General features: G+C 61.5%; 19 protein-coding genes. 5 read left to right on the top strand and 14 right to left on the bottom strand.

The genetic code is table 11. From position 1 onward, the window contains the following. Positions 1 to 50: 50 nt before the first annotated feature. On the bottom strand, positions 51 to 1814 hold the full coding sequence (locus RA19_RS20095) for a LysM peptidoglycan-binding domain-containing protein (protein WP_193748308.1): 1764 nt from the start codon (positions 1812 to 1814) through the stop codon (positions 51 to 53). A gap of 124 nt (positions 1815 to 1938) precedes the next feature. On the opposite strand from RA19_RS20095, the gene RA19_RS20090 reads away from it, so the two are divergent. Then, positions 1939 to 2490, top strand: a complete 552-nt coding sequence (locus RA19_RS20090) for an LOG family protein (protein ID WP_039166104.1) — start codon at positions 1939 to 1941, stop codon at positions 2488 to 2490. Here the strand turns inward: RA19_RS20090 and rarD are convergent. Further along, positions 2427 to 3338: an EamA family transporter RarD gene (gene rarD, locus RA19_RS20085; RefSeq protein WP_039166102.1), complete on the bottom strand. Its 912-nt coding sequence runs from the start codon at positions 3336 to 3338 to the stop codon at positions 2427 to 2429. The two genes, RA19_RS20090 and rarD, sit on opposite strands and share 64 nt — an antisense overlap. Before the next feature lie 82 nt (positions 3339 to 3420). Next, positions 3421 to 3924, bottom strand: a complete 504-nt coding sequence (locus tag RA19_RS20080; RefSeq protein WP_193748307.1) for a MarR family winged helix-turn-helix transcriptional regulator — start codon at positions 3922 to 3924, stop codon at positions 3421 to 3423. Positions 3925 to 4009: 85 nt separating this feature from the next. Here RA19_RS20080 and RA19_RS20075 point away from each other — a divergent pair, with 85 nt between their 5' ends. After that, positions 4010 to 5038, top strand: coding sequence for an adenosine deaminase (locus RA19_RS20075; RefSeq protein WP_039166100.1), 1029 nt, complete (start codon positions 4010 to 4012; stop codon positions 5036 to 5038). A gap of 54 nt (positions 5039 to 5092) precedes the next feature. Here the strand turns inward: RA19_RS20075 and RA19_RS20070 are convergent, their stop codons facing one another. The 8 genes from RA19_RS20070 to RA19_RS20040 all read right to left on the bottom strand — a co-directional run bounded on the left by RA19_RS20070 (position 5093) and on the right by RA19_RS20040 (position 13088). After that, the gene (locus tag RA19_RS20070; RefSeq protein WP_039166098.1) at positions 5093 to 5692 is read right to left on the bottom strand and encodes a superoxide dismutase; all 600 of its coding nucleotides are present in this window, start codon (positions 5690 to 5692) and stop codon (positions 5093 to 5095) included. A 220-nt stretch (positions 5693 to 5912) separates the two neighbouring features. Then, positions 5913 to 6359: a hypothetical protein gene (locus RA19_RS26670; protein ID WP_152615835.1), complete on the bottom strand. Its 447-nt coding sequence runs from the start codon at positions 6357 to 6359 to the stop codon at positions 5913 to 5915. Positions 6360 to 6446: 87 nt separating this feature from the next. Beyond that, positions 6447 to 6863: a hypothetical protein gene (locus tag RA19_RS20065; protein ID WP_039166096.1), complete on the bottom strand. Its 417-nt coding sequence runs from the start codon at positions 6861 to 6863 to the stop codon at positions 6447 to 6449. A 124-nt stretch (positions 6864 to 6987) separates the two neighbouring features. Further along, positions 6988 to 7431, bottom strand: a complete 444-nt coding sequence (locus RA19_RS20060; protein ID WP_039166094.1) for a hypothetical protein — start codon at positions 7429 to 7431, stop codon at positions 6988 to 6990. Positions 7432 to 7622: 191 nt separating this feature from the next. Continuing rightward, the gene (locus RA19_RS20055) at positions 7623 to 8189 is read right to left on the bottom strand and encodes a sarcosine oxidase subunit gamma (RefSeq protein WP_039166092.1); all 567 of its coding nucleotides are present in this window, start codon (positions 8187 to 8189) and stop codon (positions 7623 to 7625) included. Further along, entirely contained in the window at positions 8182 to 11214 is a 3033-nt protein-coding gene (locus RA19_RS20050; RefSeq protein WP_039166091.1) for a sarcosine oxidase subunit alpha family protein, read from the bottom strand. The genes RA19_RS20055 and RA19_RS20050 overlap by 8 nt, the downstream gene beginning before the upstream one ends. Positions 11215 to 11263: 49 nt before the next feature. Next, a complete protein-coding gene (locus RA19_RS20045; protein ID WP_039166089.1) occupies positions 11264 to 11605 on the bottom strand; it encodes a sarcosine oxidase subunit delta in 342 nt (113 codons plus the stop codon). Between the two features lie 238 nt (positions 11606 to 11843). Continuing rightward, positions 11844 to 13088 (bottom strand): sarcosine oxidase subunit beta family protein, encoded by a 1245-nt coding sequence (locus RA19_RS20040; RefSeq protein ID WP_039166087.1) that lies wholly within the window; start codon positions 13086 to 13088, stop codon positions 11844 to 11846. Positions 13089 to 13286: 198 nt separating this feature from the next. Between RA19_RS20040 and ccmI the strand changes: the two genes are divergently transcribed. From ccmI to RA19_RS20025, 3 genes are read left to right on the top strand one after another with little or no spacing between them, the layout of a single operon-like run. Further along, positions 13287 to 14528 carry a c-type cytochrome biogenesis protein CcmI gene (gene ccmI / locus RA19_RS20035; protein ID WP_039166085.1) on the top strand — a complete coding sequence of 414 codons (1242 nt, stop codon included), beginning with the start codon at positions 13287 to 13289 and terminating at the stop codon, positions 14526 to 14528. After that, positions 14525 to 14998 (top strand): Holliday junction resolvase RuvX, encoded by a 474-nt coding sequence (ruvX, locus tag RA19_RS20030; RefSeq protein WP_039166083.1) that lies wholly within the window; start codon positions 14525 to 14527, stop codon positions 14996 to 14998. The genes ccmI and ruvX overlap by 4 nt, the downstream gene beginning before the upstream one ends. A gap of 3 nt (positions 14999 to 15001) precedes the next feature. Beyond that, a complete protein-coding gene (locus RA19_RS20025) occupies positions 15002 to 15235 on the top strand; it encodes a DUF1289 domain-containing protein (protein WP_039166081.1) in 234 nt (77 codons plus the stop codon). A 109-nt stretch (positions 15236 to 15344) separates the two neighbouring features. Here the strand turns inward: RA19_RS20025 and RA19_RS20020 are convergent, their stop codons facing one another. The 3 genes from RA19_RS20020 to RA19_RS20005 form a co-directional block, all read right to left on the bottom strand. Beyond that, positions 15345 to 17396 (bottom strand): methyl-accepting chemotaxis protein, encoded by a 2052-nt coding sequence (locus tag RA19_RS20020; RefSeq protein WP_152615834.1) that lies wholly within the window; start codon positions 17394 to 17396, stop codon positions 15345 to 15347. A 685-nt stretch (positions 17397 to 18081) separates the two neighbouring features. Next, positions 18082 to 18888, bottom strand: a complete 807-nt coding sequence (locus RA19_RS20010) for a hypothetical protein (protein WP_039166077.1) — start codon at positions 18886 to 18888, stop codon at positions 18082 to 18084. A gap of 5 nt (positions 18889 to 18893) precedes the next feature. After that, positions 18894 to 19748 carry a sulfite exporter TauE/SafE family protein gene (locus RA19_RS20005; RefSeq protein WP_039166075.1) on the bottom strand — a complete coding sequence of 285 codons (855 nt, stop codon included), beginning with the start codon at positions 19746 to 19748 and terminating at the stop codon, positions 18894 to 18896. Positions 19749 to 19772 lie beyond the last annotated feature (24 nt).

The raw sequence follows: 19772 nt of genomic DNA, 5'->3' as shown, positions 1-19772 counted from the left end.
TGCGAGGGGCAGAAGTAAAAAACGCGCCGCAAGGGCGCGTTTTTGTTCCGTTATTCGGGAATGGTAAAGACCTGCCCCGGGTAGATCAGATCCGGATTGCGGATCGCACCCCGGTTCGCCTCGAACACCCGCACATAGAGGAAGCCGCTGCCGTATTTTTCCTGCGAGATCGCCCAGAGGGTGTCGCCCTTCTGCACTGTCACCGCGCGCACCAGCGGCGCGGGCTGATCCGGCGATACATCGCCGCCCGGCTGCGGCAGCGCCTCCGGCGCCTCGCGTTTGAACGGGGTTTCCAGGCGGCTTACCACTTCGCCGCTGATCAGCTCGATCTCGTCCAGGCGCAGAGTGTAAATACCTGGCTCGACGCCATCCAGCCGTCCGTTCCAGCGGCCATCTCCACCGGTTTCCAGCTCGGCAACAGGCGCGTTATCAACATACACCCGCACCCGGGATTGCGGACGGGCACGGCCCGACAGCTCGACGCCGCCGGTGCCATTGTAGCTGATCGAATCCAGCGCAACTTCGTCACTGAGCTCGGGATCGGAAGGGATGGCGGGCTGAACCACCTCGATTCCATCTGCATCCGCCCGCAGCACCGCCACAGCCTGGTTCTGAGGCTGCGGGGCAGCCGGATCGCTGGCAACCTCCGGATCTTCCGCCGGCACAGGCGCTTCGGCCGCAACGGCGGCATCCTGGGCTGGAGCCTCAGCCTCCGCAGCGGAAGTTCCCTCAGCTGCGTCTTCTGCCGCACCACTGCTTTGCCCAGCAGGTTCCGCACCCGCGGGCTGCTCGGCCGCAGCGCTGACCTCCGGGTCCAAAGCCGCGACCTGCTCAGACTCTTGAGCTGTCTCTTCAGATTGCGCAGTTTCTTCTCCCTGCGCCGCTGCCACGTCCTGCACCGCGTCTTCAGCCGCGGGCGCATCTTGGACCGAGGCAGCCGTTTCCGCATTTTCCACCGCAGCCGTCTGTTCTGACTGCTGCTCTTCCAGGCTGGCGACCGGATTTACCGGCGCAAGAATGAAAGAGGCATCCGACGCGCTCTGCTGCCCGCCATGCTCCGCCAGCAGCGAAACCACCCTGGCATCCGCACTCGGCTCAATCGTGGTCAGCGAAACAAATTCACCGCCTGCCGGAACCTCCACTTGTTCCAGAATTTCGCCATCCAGCAAAACCAGGACCCTGACGCCTTCCTGCGCCCGGCCCGCAATGACTGCCGCACCTTCACTGTCGACACGCACCAGATCCAGTTCCGGGGCGTCGAGGACAAAGATCTCTTCTTTGGCGTCCGGTTCGGGCAGCGCCGCTTGCGGAGCAACGTCCGCACCGTCTGCCGGCTCAGCCAATGCGATCTGTTCCCCGGTGCCCTCATCTGCTGGCTCCTGAGGAACGATAACCGTTTCGTCCTCGGCAGTTACGGGCAGTTCTTCCTCTGCTGCAACTGCCTCAGATCCACCCGCATCTGCCGGTTCCTCTGCCGCAACCGGCTCCGCTGCAGGTTCCGCATTGGCAACCGTCTCGGCCCCGTCCGTCTGATCTGTCCCGGCCGCTGCCACCGAATCCCCGGCGTCGCCAGATTGCGACAGACCGTTGTTTTGCAGCGGCTGGCCGGACTCATCCCCGTCGCCTGTAAACGTCCCGCGATCAGCCGCAGTCTGGCCGCCGGCCTGGCCGCCGTTTGCTGCGCCCGGCTCCGGCTCCCCCGAGCCGAACACGCCGAGCTGAAACAGCACCACGCCGCCCAGCACCACGGCTGTTCCAGCAATACCGCCAAGTGTGAGGGCCCCAAGACCCCCGCTTCCAGATGCATCCGCCATTGCGATCCCTTCAAGAGTTGCGGAATGTGGCCTTCCGCTTAGTTGAGCAAATCTAGCAATCCCGCTATCACGGGTCAAAACACCAATTGCGTTTCACCTTGAAATTCCACGGAAAGGCTGGCCGATGAGCATCAAATCTGTCTGTGTCTACTGCGGCTCCCGGGCCGGCGCGCTCCCCGCCTATGCCCAGGCTGCCCGGGAGTTCGGCCAGGCTCTCGCTGAAAACGGGATGCGGCTGGTCTACGGCGCCGGCGATGTCGGGCTGATGGGCGAAGTGGCGCGCGCGGCGCAGGCAGCCGGTGCCGAGACCTTTGGCGTGATCCCCGGCCACCTCGAGAAACGCGAAGTCGGCAAGTCGGATCTGACCACCTATGTGGTCACCGAGACCATGCACGAGCGAAAGAAGGTGATGCTGTGGAACGCAGACGCCGTTGTGGTGCTGCCCGGCGGTGCCGGATCGCTGGACGAGCTGTTCGAGGCGCTTACCTGGCGGCAGCTGGGGCTGCACGGCAAGCCGATTGTGATCCTGAACACAGCAGGCTACTGGGACAAGCTGCGCAGCTTGCTTGAGCATGTGGTGGATCAGAGCTTTGCCAGCCGGGAGACAGCAGACTACCTGATCTGGGCCGACACGCCGGCAGCCGCGATTGCTGCCCTGCGCGACACGCGTTCCTGACGCAGGGCAGAAAAGGAAAACACGGCCACGGCGCTCCAGATCAAGGCAAAGGCGATGCCGTGCCACTGGCTGAAGGGCTCGGCAAAGACCAGCACCGCAACCAGGAACTGCAAAGTCGGGTTCAAGTATTGCATAACCCCGACCGTGCCCAGCCGCACCCGCTTGGTTGCATAGCTGAACAGGATCAGCGGCAGACCCGTCAGGATGCCGGAAAACGCCAGCATTGCAGCATCCAGCGGCCCGCCCAGGAAGCCCGCGCCGCCTGTCGTCCAGATCACCGCCAGGGCCACAGGCAGGATCAGCAGCACCTCGGCTGTCACCGACACGACCGGTCCTAGCGGCAGTTTCTTTTTGGCCACGCCATAGAGCGCAAAGCTCACCCCGAGAACCAGCGCAATCCAGGGGGCCACCCCCAGCCCAAAGGCCAGAACCGCAACCGCCAGCGCCGCCAGGCCAATTGCCGCGCCCTGTGCCCGGGTCAGCATCTCGCCAAAGACCAGCCGCCCCAGAAGCACGCTGAGCAGCGGAAAGATATAGTATCCCAGGCTTGCCTCGGTGGCGTGGCCCGTCTGCACCGACGAGATGAACACAAACCAGTTGAGCGAGATCATCGCCGTCGCGCAGACCAGCAGCACAGCGTTGCGCCCGCTGCCCAAGGCTGCCCACAAGGCACCGATCCGTCCCTGCAGCAGCAGGACACCGGCAAAGAACAGGAACGACCACAGCACCCGGTGCGACAGCACCTGCTCGGGCGCTACATGCGACAGCGCCTTGTAGTAAATCCCTGACAGCCCCCAAACCACGCAGGCCGCGATCATTGCCAGGATGCCTTTGGCCGACTCACTCATAGGCTGCCCTCCCCGGCAACGCATGAGCGCCGCGCGGGCCGCTTGCAAGACTCAATCGAACTTCCGGCTGTGGAACGGCGCGTTAATCCACCGCCCGCTCAACCGCTGCTGCCAGCTTCAGAACCTGATCCTGCAACGCCTCCAGATCGCTTTTGCCCAGCATCTGGAAGTGACGCCTGTCTACCTCGCCGACCTTGGCCATAACCTGTTCGGCGAGCACCTGCCCGGCTTGTGTCATCCGTACGATGCGGCTGCGCCCGTCTTCCGGGTTCGGCAGCCGCTCCACTGCACCGCGCCGCTCCAGCTCAATCAGCACCTTGGTCATGCCGCCCGATGTCAGCAGCGCCGAACGGTACAGCTCGGTCGGTGTCATCTGCCGCGGCGGCGCGGACGCCCGCAGCGTCACCAGCACCTCAAAGGCGGCAGGCGTCAGGTTGAACTCTGTCAATACCTGATCGGTTCGGGCCCGGATCAGCTCGCCAACCCGGATCAGCGCTATTGCCATCCGCGACTGCGTAAAGGACGCCTCCGGCCAATGCGCCCCGATGCGGTCCAACAGGTCTTGTACAGGGTAGATGTCAGTCATGGCGCCTCCTGCCGTGATTTTAGATTTATCTTTCCAGAAAGGCAATTCATCGATATACCTTTCCAGAAAGATAAAAGGAGCTGCCATGACCGACCTCGCCAACACCCTGATCGACACTCTTCCCAAAGCCGAACTGCACCTACACATCGAAGGCACGCTAGAGCCCGAAATGATGCTCGCGCTTGCTAAACGGAATAAGGTCCAGCTGCCATACAAGGATGTGGAGGAGATCCGTAAAGCCTATGAGTTCAATTGCCTGCAGGACTTTCTTGACCTTTACTACCAAGGCATGTCGGTAATGCTGACCGAGCAGGATTTCTATGACCTCACCTGGGCCTACCTGCTGCGTGTGCAGGCCGACGGGCTCACCCATGTTGAAATGTTCTTTGATCCGCAAGCGCACACCTCCCGCGGCGTCGCCTTTGAAACCGTATTGGGCGGCATCACCACCGCGCTGGAAGATGCCCGCAAGGAGATGGGGATCAATTCCAAGCTGATCATGTGCTTCCTGCGCCATCTGCCCGAGGAAGAGGCCTTTCACACCCTCACCTGCGCCTGCAAGCACAAGGAGCACATCTTCGGCGTCGGCCTCGACAGCACCGAACAGGGCCACCCGCCCGCCAAGTTCGCCCGCGTGTTCGAGGCCGCCCGCAACGAAGGTTTCACTCCGGTGGCGCATGTCGGTGAGGAAGGCACTGCTGAAAATGTTCGCGAAGCGCTGGATATTCTGAAAATCGACCGCGTCGACCACGGCAACCACGCGCTGGACGACCCGGCCTTGACCCGCCGCCTGGCAGAGCAGCAGACCCCGCTCACCATGTGCCCGATCTCCAACTGGCGGCTGAAGGGCATCCCGTCGCTGGCGGCCAGTCCGGTGAAGAATGCTCTGGACGCAGGTCTTCTGGTCACGGTGAACTCAGACGATCCCTCCTATTTCGGCGGCTACCTGAACGACAACTACCGCGCGGTGCATCAGCATCTGGAACTCACCGAGCAAGAGATCATAACACTGGCCAAGAATTCCTTTGCAGGTTCCTTCCTGAGCGACAGGGAGAAACAAGCCCAGCTCGACAGGATTGATGGGCAATGCGAGATGCTGAAAAAGAGCCTCTGAAACGCAAAACGCCCGGCCAATCGGCCGGGCGTCTCAAAATCGCATTGACTGGAATTACATCCGCGAGGCGACGTTTTCCCAGTTGACCAGGTTGTCCAGGAAGTTGGTCAGATAGGCGGGACGCTTGTTGCGGAAGTCGATGTAGTAAGAGTGCTCCCACACGTCGCAGCCCAGCAGCGCGGTCTGGTTGAAGCACAGCGGGTTCACACCGTTTTCGGTCTTGGTCACAGCCAGCGAGCCATCAGCATTCTTGACCAGCCAAGCCCAGCCGGAGCCGAACTGGCCTGCGCCGGCAGCGGAGAACTGCGACTTGAACTCGTCAACCGAGCCAAAAGATTCCACCAGAGCCTTTTCCAGCTCACCCGGCATCGCGCTTTCGCCCGGGCCCATCATTTCCCAGAACTGGTTGTGGTTCCACAGCTGCGAGATGTTGTTGAAGATGCCGTTCTGGGCCACCGCATTTGCGTCGTAGGTGCCTTTGATGATCTCTTCCATCGACTTGCCTTCCCACTCGGTGCCGGCGATCAGCTTGTTGCCGTTGTCGACATAGGCCTTGTGGTGCAGGTCGTGGTGGTATTCCAGGGTCTCGGCCGACATGCCTTTGGCAGCCAGAGCGTCATGTGCATAGGGAAGATCGGGAAGTTCAAAAGCCATTGGGGCCCCCTGTGAAATAAGTTTGCGTTCCTGCGCAGATACATGCTGTGTGCACGCTATCAGGTCAAGAGCCAAGGCGCGCTATCCAAGCAAGGTCTATGTGCATTTTTCCGCACAGGAACCGCCGCTGCATGAACCGGCTGGAGCGTCCGCAGCCCACAAAGTCAGAATTGCAACTGATCCAGGTCACGTATGCCGCTTCGCTGAATCTGTTCGCAGGTCAACTCGCCTCTTTGGCCGGCTTGCAAGTGAATTCACCATTGATCCTTTGGCGATTGGACATCGGCACAGTTGCAAACATCCTGCCAGTCATATCCGTACTATCAACGTCCATTCGATAGTTTACTGGTGTATTGAAGTTCAAAGTGGTTGGGACGCTGGACTGCCATTTTACCCGCAACCGTTCCGAAGATTTCCTTTTGACTTTTGCCTTTGCTGTTGCCGTATGCGGCTTCCCGCCCAGTTCGAGAAGTTCAGGGATAAAAACTTCTGCCGAAGCGGAATCTTTGTGGAACGTCAATTCCAAGTAATAGGGCAGCCAGTTCCCGTAGGCATTTGAGGTAACTTCACATCCATACGTCGTGTTCGGTGCCAATGCGCCTGCCTGCACCGTCTGTGCAAGAAACGCTGCGCCAACTAGAAAATTTGCCAGTACGAGATGCTTCAAAGTTCTCTCCCAAATGTTACCGATTGGACGCTGTCAGAATCCAATTCCTAGCGTCGGCTTATAGCTGTCAGGCTGAGGTAGACTCTCTCAGTCCGTTTTGACTTTGCATTTCCCACGGGCGCGCGAGAAATTGGCAAACCCCGAGAAGGTGGCCCGAACCGAGAGCGTGCGCTTGCTTTCATTAAAAACGGCAGCAAAATGCCCGATTGTTGTGCTGACCCGATTGCGGACCGGCACCGCATCTACTGTCCAGCTCAGATCAAAAGCATGTGCTTTCCGCGGACTGATCCTAGCCTCAATCGGTTCTCCTGCTGCCTCGTGAATGAAGGCGTCATAGACTTTTGCTCCTTGCCGGTCTTTGTCCAGCAGAACCAACACCCTTGGCGGGACACCGCCATCGTTGGTGTTTGGTTTCATTTCACAGTCATAGACGATCTCAGCCGCAGCCGGCTGGAAACCCAAACCCGCCGCACAGGCAAACGCAGCCAGCACAAAATGCTTCATCGGGTAATACTCTCCACGTTGTTTCAATCTCTGCTTGCAATCATCACAATTATCTTTGCAAGCGAAACTCCAGCAGTCCAAGTATCAACCTCTGGCTTTGCGGACCGGCCGCAACACATGCGGGTCAATGCCACTCGGACCCGTTCTGCGCCAACTGCGACATGGTGCGCTGCAGCTGGCAGCTGCCCGATCCGCGCGGCAGCTGAGCGCCGTCGCCAGTGCGAACCGATTGAATGCTCATCTTCAGATTGGCGGTGTTCAGCACCGCCCGAAACCGCGGCTCGGCCTTGCCCGCTTCCGCCGAGACTGCAAGCCCGGGCAGAGACCAGCTAAGCGCAAAAGATGTTTCGCTGCGCTTGACCACCTTGGCAGGGACCGAGACGCCGAACGCCGCATCCTCGACCTTTGCCGCAGTGAAATCTTCCGAAAAGTGCACTTTGATCCGGCTGGGAATCCAGGAGGCGCCGGAAATCGGTTTCAAGTTGCAACTGAAGCTGGTGTCCGCCAGCACACCTGCACCTGCCAGCGTAAAACCAAGTGCTAGAACCCAGCATTTCGGCAGACCCATCAGCCGCTCCTCGAAACCGTCTACAGGGCTGCCACCGAGAACCAGGCAACAGCCGCAAAATCAATCAGTTGCAGTGACTGCAAAAGGTAGTTTCCCCTAGGTAAGACCCGACAAAAAAACGGTGCCCCGGGATTTCCAAGGCACCGTAAATGACGCATCATGGCGTCACAAGCAAAAAGCGAGTGATACTTTTAATAAACACCCACTTTACTTTGCGGATGCGCAGCGGCGCTCAGAAGTTTGAACACATATTCGCCGACCGAGCGGAAGCAGACGATGTAGAAGCTGCCGTCCTCGTTCATCCAGAAGGCACCAGCCACCTGGGCCAGGCGCGAGCGGCGGAACTCGCCGGGGGTGAAGGCGTCGCCGTCAAAGTCCACGGGGCTCACCTTGCCCAGCACCTCGCGCGCGCCCTCTCCCGACAGGCGGAAGAAGCCGCGGGCGTCGGAGACGTTCACCGCCAGCGCATGCTCACCTGCCAGCGCTTCAGCCAGCTCAGCGGTCTTGGCGACAGCATCCTCGTAAGGCACCAGCAGCAGCAGCTCATCCGGGGACATCCAAGCAGCCGCGCCGTTTTCGGCAACCGAAATGGTGCGCTGTGCCGGAACCTCGGCGCCGGTGGCTGCTTTGACGGCCGCCTTCAGCGCTTTGGAGTCCAGATCGCCGCGCAGGGTGATCATGCCCTGCAGGCCCGCGTCCTCGACCTTGGCGATCCCGGTATACTGGGCGCCGTTCAGTACGGAAACAGCCTTAGACATTCTGCTTTTCCCCTTCCTTGTCGTAGAAGACCGGGTCAACGATCTTGGCTTTGTAGGTCTTGCCGTCGGTGCCCGGGAACTCGATCACTTCGCCCATGCGCTTGGGACCGTGCTTGACCAGGCCCATGGCGATGCCGCGGCCCAGGGTCGCGGAATGGTAGGTCGAGGTCACCCGGCCGATCATGTTGCGCTGGCCGTTGGCGTTGACGCCTTCACCCACTGCATAGGCGCCGTCGGGCAGCACCGAACCGTCCACGGTTTCCAGGCCAACCAGCTGCCAGCGCTCCGGATCGACCATGTGCGAACGGGCTTGCGCGCGTTTGCCCAGATAGTCTTCCTTCTTCTTCGACAGCGCCCAATGCAGACCCAGATCCTGCGGGATCACGGTGCCATCGGTCTCGTCGCCGATCATGATGAAGCCCTTCTCAGCACGCAGGATGTGCAGGGTCTCGGTGCCGTAAGGCATGACGCCGAATTCCTTGCCTGCTTCATACAGCGCATCCCAGAACGCCTGGCCTTCAGAGGCCGCAACCGCGATCTCGTAGGACAGCTCGCCCGAGAAGGAGATCCGGTAAGCCCGGGCGTCGAATTCGCCGATCTTGCCGTCACGCCATTCCATGAACGGCAGCGCCTCTTTCGAGACATCCATGCCGCCGCCCGCTGCTGCGTTCAGCTTCTCCAGCACCTTGCGGGCGTTGGGGCCGACCACAGCAACCTGAGCGTACTGCTCGGTCACGTTCGCAACGTAGACTTTCCAGTCCCACCATTCGGTCTGCAGCCACTCTTCCATCCAGCCGTGGATGCGCTCGGCACCGCCGGTGGTGGTATGGCACAGCCAGGTGTCCTCGTCGATGCGGGCAACCACACCGTCGTCCATCAGGAAGCCGTTCTCGGTGCACATCAGGCCATAGCGGCATTTGCCGATCTTCAGCGTGGACATCATGTTGGTGTACATCATGTCCAGGAACTTGCCTGCGTCGGGGCCCTTGACCACCAGCTTGCCGAGGGTCGAGGCGTCCAGCAGGCCGAGGTTCTCGCGGGTGTTTTTCACCTCGCGGTTCACCGCGGCATGACGGTCCTCGCCCGGGCGGGTGATGGCGAACGGACGGCGCCACTGGCCAACCGGTTCCCAATCCGCGCCGTTCTGGTCCATCCAGTCAGCAATCGGCGTCTTGCGCACCGGCTGGAAGATCTCGGCCCGTGCCTCACCGGCGATCGCGCCCAGCGAGATCGGGTGGTAAGGCGGACGGAAGGTGGTGGTGCCCACCTGCGGGATTTCCGAGTTCAGGCTGTCGGCCAGAATGGCCAGGCCGTTGATATTGGACAGTTTGCCCTGGTCGGTCGCCATGCCCAGCGTGGTGTAACGCTTGGTGTGCTCAACGCTTTCATAGCCTTCGCGGGCCGCCAGCTGCACGTCCGACACTTTCACGTCGTTCTGATAATCCAGCCAGGACTTCATGCGCAGCTTGATGTCAGCCTTGGCCGGCATCAGCCAGACCGCTTCCATCTGCACTTCCGCCTCGGACTCGCCTTTGGCAGCCGCCACGGTTTTTGCCGGGAAGCCGGCCTCTTCAGCCGCCTTGGCACCAGCCGCCGCCGCGTCTTCCAGCAGCGCGCCCAGGCCGAATTCGCCGTTTGCGGCACCGGCCGGAACCACAAAACCGGTTCCGTCATGGCCCAGCGGCGGACGGGAGGCATCGGGGCGGAAGTTGGCGTTCACCTCGTCCCAGATCAGCTTGCCGCCGCAGTGGGACCACAGGTGCACCACCGGCGACCAGCCGCCGGACATGGCAACTGCGTCGGCCTGCACGGTTTCACGCGCGCCGCCTTCGCCGTTCTGGGCGCAAATGGAGACCTCGGTCACGCATTTGCCGTCCTTCACCTTGGCGATGGCGCGGCCCAGCTCGACCCGGATGCCCTTTTCGCGGACGGCTTCCATCAGCGCGCCGCCGCCGGTTTCGCGGGTGTCAACCACGCGCACCACTTCGACGCCTGCGTCATGCAGCACCAGCGCGGTGCGGTAGGCGTCGTCGTTGTTGGTGGCAACCACAACCTTCTGGCCGGGGTTGATACCCCAGTTCACCACATAGTCGCGCATTGAGGCCGCCAGCATCACGCCGGGAACATCGTTGCCTGCAAAGGACAGCGGACGCTCGATCGCACCGGTTGCGGTGACGATGCGGGTTGCCCGGATCCGCCACAGACGGTGGCGCGGGCCGCCCTGGCCCGGCGCATGGTCGGTCAGGCGCTCATAACCCAGGGCATAGCCGTGGTCATAGACGCCCGAGCCCATGCAGCGGTCGCGCAGGGTGACGTTGTCCATACCGCGCAGCTCGGCCAGGGTCTTCTCGATCCAGACCTCGGGCGCTTCACCGTCGATGGTGCCGCCGTCGACCGGCGCGCGGCCGCCCCAGTGGCTGTTCTGCTCCAGCACCAGAACCTTGGCGCCGGTGGCCGCTGCCGCCTTGGCCGCCTGCAGGCCAGCAACACCGCCGCCGATCACCAGCACATCTGCGAAGAAATAGAAGTGCTCGTAGGTGTCGGCGTCCTTCAGCTCCTTGTCGGGGGCTGCGCCCAGACCTGCGGACTTGCGGATGATCGGCTCATAGACGTGCTTCCACAGCGGACGCGGGTGGATGAACATCTTGTAATAGAAGCCGGCGGTCAGGAAGCGCGACAGCTTGTTGTTCACCGCCAGAACGTCGAACTCCAGGCTCGGCCAGTGGTTCTGCGACTGCGCAGTCAGACCCGAAAACAGCTCGGTGGTGGTAGCGCGCTGGTTCGGCTCGTAACGGTCGCCCACGCCCAGTTGCATCAGCGCATTGGGCTCTTCCGAACCCGATGCCACAACGCCGCGCGGACGGTGGTATTTGAACGACCGGCCCATCATCACCTGGCCGTTGGCCAGCAGTGCGGATGCCAGGGTATCGCCGGCGTAGCCCTGCATGGACTTGCCGTTGAAGGTGAAACCGATCTGTTTGGAGCGGTCGATCAGCCGGCCGTGTTTGGCGAGACGCGTGCTCATGTGCTCAGACCTTTCAAAAGAAAAGCGGATGTTTCAGTCAGGCGGAGGATCATTTCTGCTCGTCCGCAAATTCACGCCAGGTCCAGCCCGGGCGCTTGGCAGCGATCTTGTCGATGATCTCCTGCGTCGGCACAGAGGTCTGGGCGGTGTAGGTGCCGAAAACCTCTAACGTGGTGGTGCAGCGCGCCGCGTGGAACCACTTGCCGCAGCCATTGGCATGGCGCCAGCGTTCAAAGTGAACACCTTTGGGATTTTCGCGCATGAACAGGTAGTCATGGAACTCATCATCCGAGGAGCCGGGGCCAAAGCGCTTCAGATGCGCTTCGCCGCCCGCGGCCAGTTCGGTTTCTTCGGCTTTGACGCCGCAGTAGGGACATTCAAGGATCAGCATAGGCGGAACCTCCAGCTTGAATTTTCGGCGCGGCTACCCACGTGAATCTCATGTTGATCTGGATTCTCGTTGCGGTTGCCGCAGCTTTGCTTCTTCTCGGTTACATCGATTGGCGTCGGCATGAACGCGACCACCCGGAAGGCAAGTTCAAAGGCCCTGCGCCCGTCAGGTTTGCGAAGCACATGCTTTGCCACCTGTTTGACGGAGCACTGAGTGCCTTCTGACTTGCCACCCCCCATCAGTGCGCCACACCAGCGGCGACGCTCTCGTCGATGAACTTGCCTTCTTTGAAGCGGTTGATCGAGAACTCCTCGGTCAGCGGCGAGTGGCCGGTGGCCATCAGCTCTGCCATCGCCCAGCCCGAACCCGGGATCGACTTAAAGCCGCCGGTGCCCCAGCCGCAGTTGATGAAGCAGTTCTGAACCGGGGTCTTGGAAATGATCGGCGAGCGGTCGCCGGTCACATCCACGATGCCGCCCCACTGGCGCAGCATCTTCAGGCGGCTGACCATCGGGAAGGTTTCGACCAGGGCGCGCACGGTTTCCTCGATATGGTGGAAGCTGCCGCGCTGGGTGTAGTTGTTGAACCCGTCGGTGCCGCCGCCGATGACCATCTCGCCTTTGTCCGACTGAGACATGTAGCCGTGCACGGTGTTGGCCATCACAACCACATCCATGCACGGTTTGATCGGCTCGGACACCATCGCCTGCAGGGCCACGGATTCCATCGGCAGACGGAAGCCCGCCATTTCCGACAGCACCGAGGCGTTGCCGGCAACGATCATGCCGATCTTGTCGCAGTCAATCGGGCCTTTGGTGGTGTCGACACCCACGGTGCGGCCGTTTTCGGTGCGCACACCGGTGACTTCGCATTTCTGGATGATGTCCATGCCCATGTCGGAACATGCACGCGCGTAACCCCAGGCCACGGCATCGTGACGGGCGGTGCCGCCGCGTTCCTGCCACAGGCCGCCCAGCACGGGGTAACGGGGGCCGTGCAGGTTGATGATCGGCACGATCTCTTTGACGCGCTCCGGGGTGATCCACTCGGTCTGCACACCCTGCTGCTGGTTGGCATGCGCGGTGCGCTTATAGCCGCGGATCTCATGCTCGGTCTGCGCCAGCATGATCACGCCGCGCGGGCTGAACATCACGTTGTAGTTCAGGTCCTGCGACATGGTCTCATAGAGGCTGCGCGCCTTTTCATAGATCGCGGCCGAGGGATCCTGCAGGTAGTTCGAGCGGATGATGGTGGTGTTGCGGCCTGTGTTGCCGCCGCCAAGCCAGCCTTTCTCGATAATTGCGACATTGGTGATGCCGTAATTCTTGCCCAGGTAATAGGCGGTGGCGAGGCCATGCCCGCCCGCACCAACGATGACAACATCGTAATGGCGTTTGGGTTCCGGCGAGCGCCAGGCGCGCTCCCATCCGGTGTGATAGCGCAGGGCTTCCCGCGCAACAGCAAAGACTGAATAGCGTTTCATGAGCGAATCCGATGGTTCGTGTCTGGTAGCGGGTATGCCCTAAACGCATGGCTGACCCGTGCCGTTTATCGTCCCCTTTCTGCGTTATTGCGACATATCTTAATGACGCATTGCGGCATGCCCCGCGCCGGCGCGGCAGTTTGGCCCTTTTGTTCAGCCCGCCCCGCATATAGATGAAATCCAAACTACGGAGACACTATGGTTTTCTGGATAGTCACCGCATTCATCGCCTTTGCGGCAGCCCTCCTGCTGGCAATGATCCTTGTCCGCGCCCGCGAATTGGGCGAGCCGGCCGCAGCCTACGACCTGCGCGTTTACCGCCAGCAGCTGCGCGAAGTGGACAAGGACCTGGCCCGCGGCGTCATCGTCGAGGCCGACGCCGAGCGCATCCGCACCGAGATTTCCCGCCGCATCCTGGCCGCCGACGCCCAGCTGCAAAAGCGCAAGAGCGGCCCGGCACAGCCCAAGGGCCTGTCCCTGGTCTTTGCCGGTGCAATGGCGCTGCTGATCACTGGCGGCACATTGGGGGTATACTGGCAGCTTGGCGCACCGGGCTACGGCGATCTGGGCCTTGAGGACCGCATCCGCCTGGCAGGCGAGCGCGCCGAAAACCGCCCCTCCCAGGCCGAAGCAGAAGCCGATGTGCCCGCCCTGCCCAAGCCTCAGGTTGAGGAAGGCTATGTTCAGCTGGTTGAACAGCTGCGCAAAACCGCAGGCGAGCGTGCAGACGACCCTCAGGGCCAGGCCCTACTGGCACAGCACGAAGCCAACCTCGGCAACTTCAAGGCGGCTTATGAGGCCAAGGAGAACTACATCCGCCTGGCCAACGGCCAGGTCAACGCCCGCGATTTCACCGAGCTGGCGGAGCTGCGGATCATGGCAGCAGGCGGCTATGTCTCGCCGGAAGCGCAAACCGACCTGCGCAAGGCGCGCGCCATTGACCCTGAGCATGGCCCTGCCCGCTATTACTGGGGTCTGATGCTGGGCCAGATCGGCCGCCCGGACCTTGCCTACCGCGAGTGGGCCGAAACCCTGCGGAGCGGCCCGGCTGAAGCCCCCTGGATCCAAGGCATCCAGGGCCAGATCGAGGAAATGGCCTTCCGCGCCGGCGTGCAGCATCGCCCGATCACCCCTGGCGGCGGCTCCGCCCCCGCTGCCCTGCCCGGCCCCAGCACCGAACAGATGGAAGGCGCGGCAGAGCTGTCTGCAGAAGAACAGCAGGAGATGATCCGCGGCATGGTCACCCGCCTGTCGGACCGCCTGGCATCCGAGGGCGGCAGCGCAGATGAATGGGCCCGGCTGATCGGTGCCCTTTCCGTGCTGGGCGACACTGACCGCGCCCGCACCATCTATGATGAGGCGCGCACTGTGTTCTCGGCCGACCCCGAAGCGCTGGCCCTGATCGACACCATCGCCGCCCAGGCAGGACTTGCAGAATGATCCACGACGCTTTTGAAGACTTCGCCGCTGCCCTGCCGCCGATGAACGCGCTGATGGGGCTGGACCTTGGCACCAAGACCATCGGCGTTGCTGTCTCGGACCGCATCGGCGCCGTGGCCACGCCATTGGAAACCGTCAAGCGCAAGAAATTTTCGCTGGATGCCGCACGGCTTCTGGAGATCCAAAAGGAACGCGATATCAGCGGCATCCTGCTAGGCCTGCCGCGCAACATGGACGGCTCTGAAGGCCCCCGCTGCCAGTCCACCCGTGCCTTTGCCCGCAACCTCGCCCAGCTCACCGATCTCCCGATCGGTTTCTGGGACGAACGGCTCAGCACCGTGGCGGCAGAAAAAGCGCTTCTTGAAGCAGATACGACACGCAAACGCCGTGCAGAGGTTATCGATCACGTCGCGGCCTCCTATATTCTCCAAGGCGCATTGGACCGGATGCGGCATTTGACGAATGGATGATCGATGACTGACGACGTTTGGAAACGGGACGAAATCCAGTCCCCCTGCATCAAGATCTGCGTCGTCCATCCGGAGGCACGCATCTGCACGGGCTGTTACCGCTCCATTGACGAGATCCGCGACTGGTCGAAGATGACCAATGACGAGCGCGCTGACATCATGAGCGACCTCCCCGCCCGCGCCAGCAAACTGGTCAAGCGCCGCGGCGGCCGCGGCGCAAGGCTAAAACGGAGCTAACGCGGCGCGCGGCAAAGCCGGCGTTTAGGCACCAGGCGGGAAAACATTGCCCCAAAGTTCCGCACGTGAACAATTGGGGCAGTTTTCCTGTCGTATCGCAGCCGGCAGGCTATGATGCTGCTTGCCGGAGGACTTCAGGCTGGAACGCCTCCTGGCCGGCTCCGCTCCAGTTCTGATCCCAAGCCTGATCCAGCGCGGTCTCAGCAGCGCTGCTGCCGCCTGCCAGCTCAAAACTTGCCACGGTGCTGCGCAGGCGGCTGGCGTCCTGAAGCAGCTTGCCGGCCGTTTCCGACGACTCGTTCACCAGGTGCGTGTTCTGCTGGGTGTTCTGGTCCAGGCTCGACAAAGACGAGGACACCTCGTTCATTTGCAATGCCTGCTCCTGCGTCCGGTCGGACACCTCGGCAATCAGCTTGCTGATGTTGGTGACCTCATCCTTTACCGTCGCAATGAGGCCGCCGACCTTGCCAGCCAGGCTTTTGCCTTCGGACACCCGGGCGTTGCTGGTCTTGCTCAGCCCGCCGATCTTGCCGGCCGCATCCGACGTATGCTGGGCCAGCGTTCGGACTTCGTTTGCCACCACCGCAAAACCGCTGCCGGTCTGCCCGGCGCGCGCTGCCTCGACGCCTGCGTTCAGCGCCAGCAAGTTGGTCTGGAAAGCGATATTGTCGATCAGGTCGGAGATCTTCAGAATCTCCTCCGACGACGCCTCAATCTCCTCCATCGCGGCCATCACCTTGTCGAACCCTTCGGCGACTTCAAACGCGCTGTCGCTCGCAGACTGCGCCGCGCCGCGAACTTTCTCGGCGCTTTTGGAGGTCTGCTGCACCGATTGCGTCACTGATGCTGTCACTGCGTTGGCTTCCTCCAGCGAAGCAGCATTGTCTGTCGAAGACTGCTGAACATTGTGCATCATTGTGGAGAGGGACGACGCGCGGCCATCCAGCGAGTCGGCACCGCTGCGGGCACGGGATACGATCCGCTCCAGCTCTGCCCGTGCAGTTTCGGCATGGGACAGGATCTCGGCATAGCGGCCTTCAAGATCGGTTTCCGCCCGCTGTGAAAGGTCGCCACGGGCGATCCGCTCCAGAATTGCGGAGATCTCGAGGAACGCTTTGTCGAGCTGCTCCATCAGCCCGTTGGCCGAGGTCACGATTCCGCGGCCGTCGCCCTTGGCACTGTCGATGCGGCCGCTGAAATCGCCGCGGCGCGCCATTTCGGTGATGTTCTGCACCTCATCCGCCAGCATCGAATTGCTGCGGGAGGCCTGAATGGTCTGCTCCAGGCTGCGGGCCAGTTCGCCAAACTCATCCTTGCGCCCGGCGCCCGGCACTCGGGAAACCTCTTCGCCGTTATAAAAGGCATGCATGGTCTGGGTAATCCGGGCCAAGGGACGCAAGATGCTGAGGATCAGAACGGTTCCGGTCAGAAGGGTAATGAGGACCATGGCCGTTGTTGCGTATTTCGAGGCGGTGCTTGCGGCAAGATAATCTGCCCGCAACTGATCGATCCTCCCGGCAATGCGCAGTTCCGGCGAGGCCAGGAACTCATCAAGCGGCGCCATGATGTCGGCTTTGTACTGATGATATTCCTTCGAATGCATCAGATCCCGCGCCAGGGCAAAGTCGGGTTCTCCCTCGACGGTGTAGTTCCCCGCGTTGTCCGGAAAGAGCCCTTTCACCGCGTTCATGGCCTGCACTTCCAACGCAACAAGCCCGTCGGAGTTGGCCTTGGCCTTTTCCAGCAAAGCAAATTCCTGCTCGGTGAAACCGGCATCCCGCATCAGGTCCTCCAGCGACCGGGTGAGGCCGCTGCCGGGCGGAACCGGGCGGCCCGCAGCCACGAAATCCCAGTACACCCGGTGGTAGTCCGCGGGGCGCTCCTTTTTGCCATTCCGAATTGCAAGAATATCCATGTACTGCTGTTCGTAAGACGCATCGCCCGTGACAACATATGTCCGGGCAAGCCTGGTCAGGTCATCGCTGGACTGGCGCAGCTCGTCGGCCAGCAAATATGACTGGTACTGCTGCTCATAGGCTCGGGTCAGGTTCTCCTCCGCAGCAGAGCTGAGCCGGGTTGTCACAAAGACGGCAGAGGCACTCAAAAGCCCGGCAATGGTTAGGGCAACCCCTAGAATTGATATTCTTTGACGGGTAAACACGATGCTTCCTCACAAGTTACATGTTCGCAATACGACTTTTACGCGGGAGTGAATACCAGCGGGTTAACTCTCGTCTCACGGTGCTTTTATTCAGAAAAACGTATGTTTAGGGGAAATCTGGATCAGAAAACCAAGGGGAAGCGTTGCCGCAATTTAAGATTTCCAGAATACTCATTCACATTCAGTTCGCAAAGCCTCTCAAAAAAACAGAGCAACCATCTGAAATAAAACATGTATCCTTGGCACGACGGCCATACCTTAGCGTCCAGCTCCATGCAGGATCTCGTTTTGAAAATTCCAAAACTTCGCACGGTCAGGATGCACAACACTATCTCCAGAAAAGCGTCCAGACCTTTGCGAAACCATGTTATAACCGTTTTACGAGCATACATTCCCGTGGCATTTCATCCAACCGGAAGAAAGTTTATGATCCGGCGGCCTTCTCCAGCGGTCTTGGCTTTCGGGGATTCGCTGGGGATATTACAACTTTTGCAATATAAACGGTGGCCTGCTTGAGGCCGAACCCACGCCGCCATCCGGCTTTCCCGGCTACCGGTGCCAATCACAAAAAACATGTGCGTTTCAGCCAATCCGGCCCGCCCAGGAGAAAGTGCAGTTTCCGCTCCTCCGGCGAACATGGCGGCGCGAAACCCAAAGGGGCTTCTCTGCCGGTCGCCAGCACCGCTTACCCAGCCACTGCCTCCGCCAGCCATCCCTTAGTCCAGTCCGCAAGTTCCGGACGGAAATAGGCGATCATGCGGCCCTCTTCCGGCGCCGTCGCCCCCTCGCCCCAAGGCGCGACCCCGTGCAGGCACAACCGGTGCATCAGATAGGACTCGCCAGGCTTGGCATGCACGGTGATCCGCGGGCAGGTCTCGAACACTTCGGCGCGGGCCGCAGTGTAGGCGTCGGTCACATCCACATCTACCCAGCCGGTCCTGGGCACACCCTCAAATGCGGCGGCAAAGGCGCGGCGCATGATGTGGTGGCTGCCCTCCCAGATCACCAGCGGCGAAGCGTCCGGGCTGCTTTCATTGAGCGGAATGCCCAGCACCCAGGCATGCGGTTCCTCCACCTTGCGTCGGCGGTGCTCGCCGTACATTTTAACCCCGTCCACATGCGCCGCATCGCGTTTGATGCGGTAGCGGAAGGCGGCCTCGCCCTCACCCGGGCGCGGGCGCGGGTAACCGGGAAAGACCGAGGACACCTGTGCCCGGTGCAACGAGGGTATGGAGCCAATGTTGCGCCTGATAAAGTCTACCGGCGCTCCGGCCAGAGGCGGGCCGTCCTGCAGCCGTCCTTCTGAATCATTCGGCAAGGCATCGACACCGATGAACCAGGTACGCTCGCATTGAAACCATTCGGCGCAGGCCGGGTCGTCCAGCGACCGGATCCCGTGCTTCAGCGCATCCGCAGCCCAATCGGCCACTTGGCGGTCGTGGTCGAAACGCACCCAGCCCTTGCCCCGGTAGTGCTCCAATTGCTTTTCCATAATCTTCAATACCCAAACGCCTTGCGCAGCATGTTAAGCGCCACCAGCACCAGGAACGCACCGAACACCCGCTTCAGCGGCTTCGGGTTCATCGCATGTGCCAGTTTCACGCCCCAGGGTGCCGTCACCAGGGTCATCGCAATCACGATGAAAAAGGCCACCAGATTGACCGCACCGATCGTGAACGGCGGCCGTGTGGCCGGGTCCACCTCCAGCAACAGGAAGCCTGCCACCGATGGCACCGCAATGATCACGCCAAAACCTGCCGCTGTTGCCACCGCCCGGTGCACCGCAACCCCGTGCAGGGTCATCAGCGGCACCCCGAAGCTGCCACCTCCAATCCCCATCAGGACCGACAGGAACCCGACCGAGGGCGAAAGCGCCATCCGCTTGCCGCCCCGTGGCATGGTTTCGTCCAGCCGCCATTCCGAACGTCCCAGCCCCAGGTAGCAGCCGATCACCAGCGCCAGCCCGCCAAACACGCCCTGCAGCACCGTGGAGCGCAGGGCCGAGGCCGCAAGCACACCGACAATTGCGCCCAATGCGATGCCAAGCCCCCAGCTGCGCAGGATCTCCCAGTCCACAGCGCCCTTCTTATTGTGGCTCATCACCGAGCGCACCGAAGTAACGATGATTGTCGCCAAAGAGGTCGCAAGGCAGATCTGCATCAGCTGATCGCCGCCGTAGCCCAGTGTCTGGAAGGCATAGAAAAACGCGGGCACCAGCACGATGCCCCCGCCGACACCAAGCAGCCCGGCGAGAACGCCCGCAAAAGCGCCGATCACCACCAGAAGCCCCGCCATCTGCATCAGCAGTGCAGGCTCCGGCCATAGGGCAGCGGTCACGGCGGGATCGGTCATGCGGGCACCTCGGAGTTATGCGTC

The organism is Leisingera sp. ANG-M1 (assembly GCF_000813745.1).
Classification (GTDB): Bacteria; Pseudomonadota; Alphaproteobacteria; order Rhodobacterales; family Rhodobacteraceae; genus Leisingera.
This window is presented reverse-complemented; position numbering and strand designations above follow the sequence as displayed.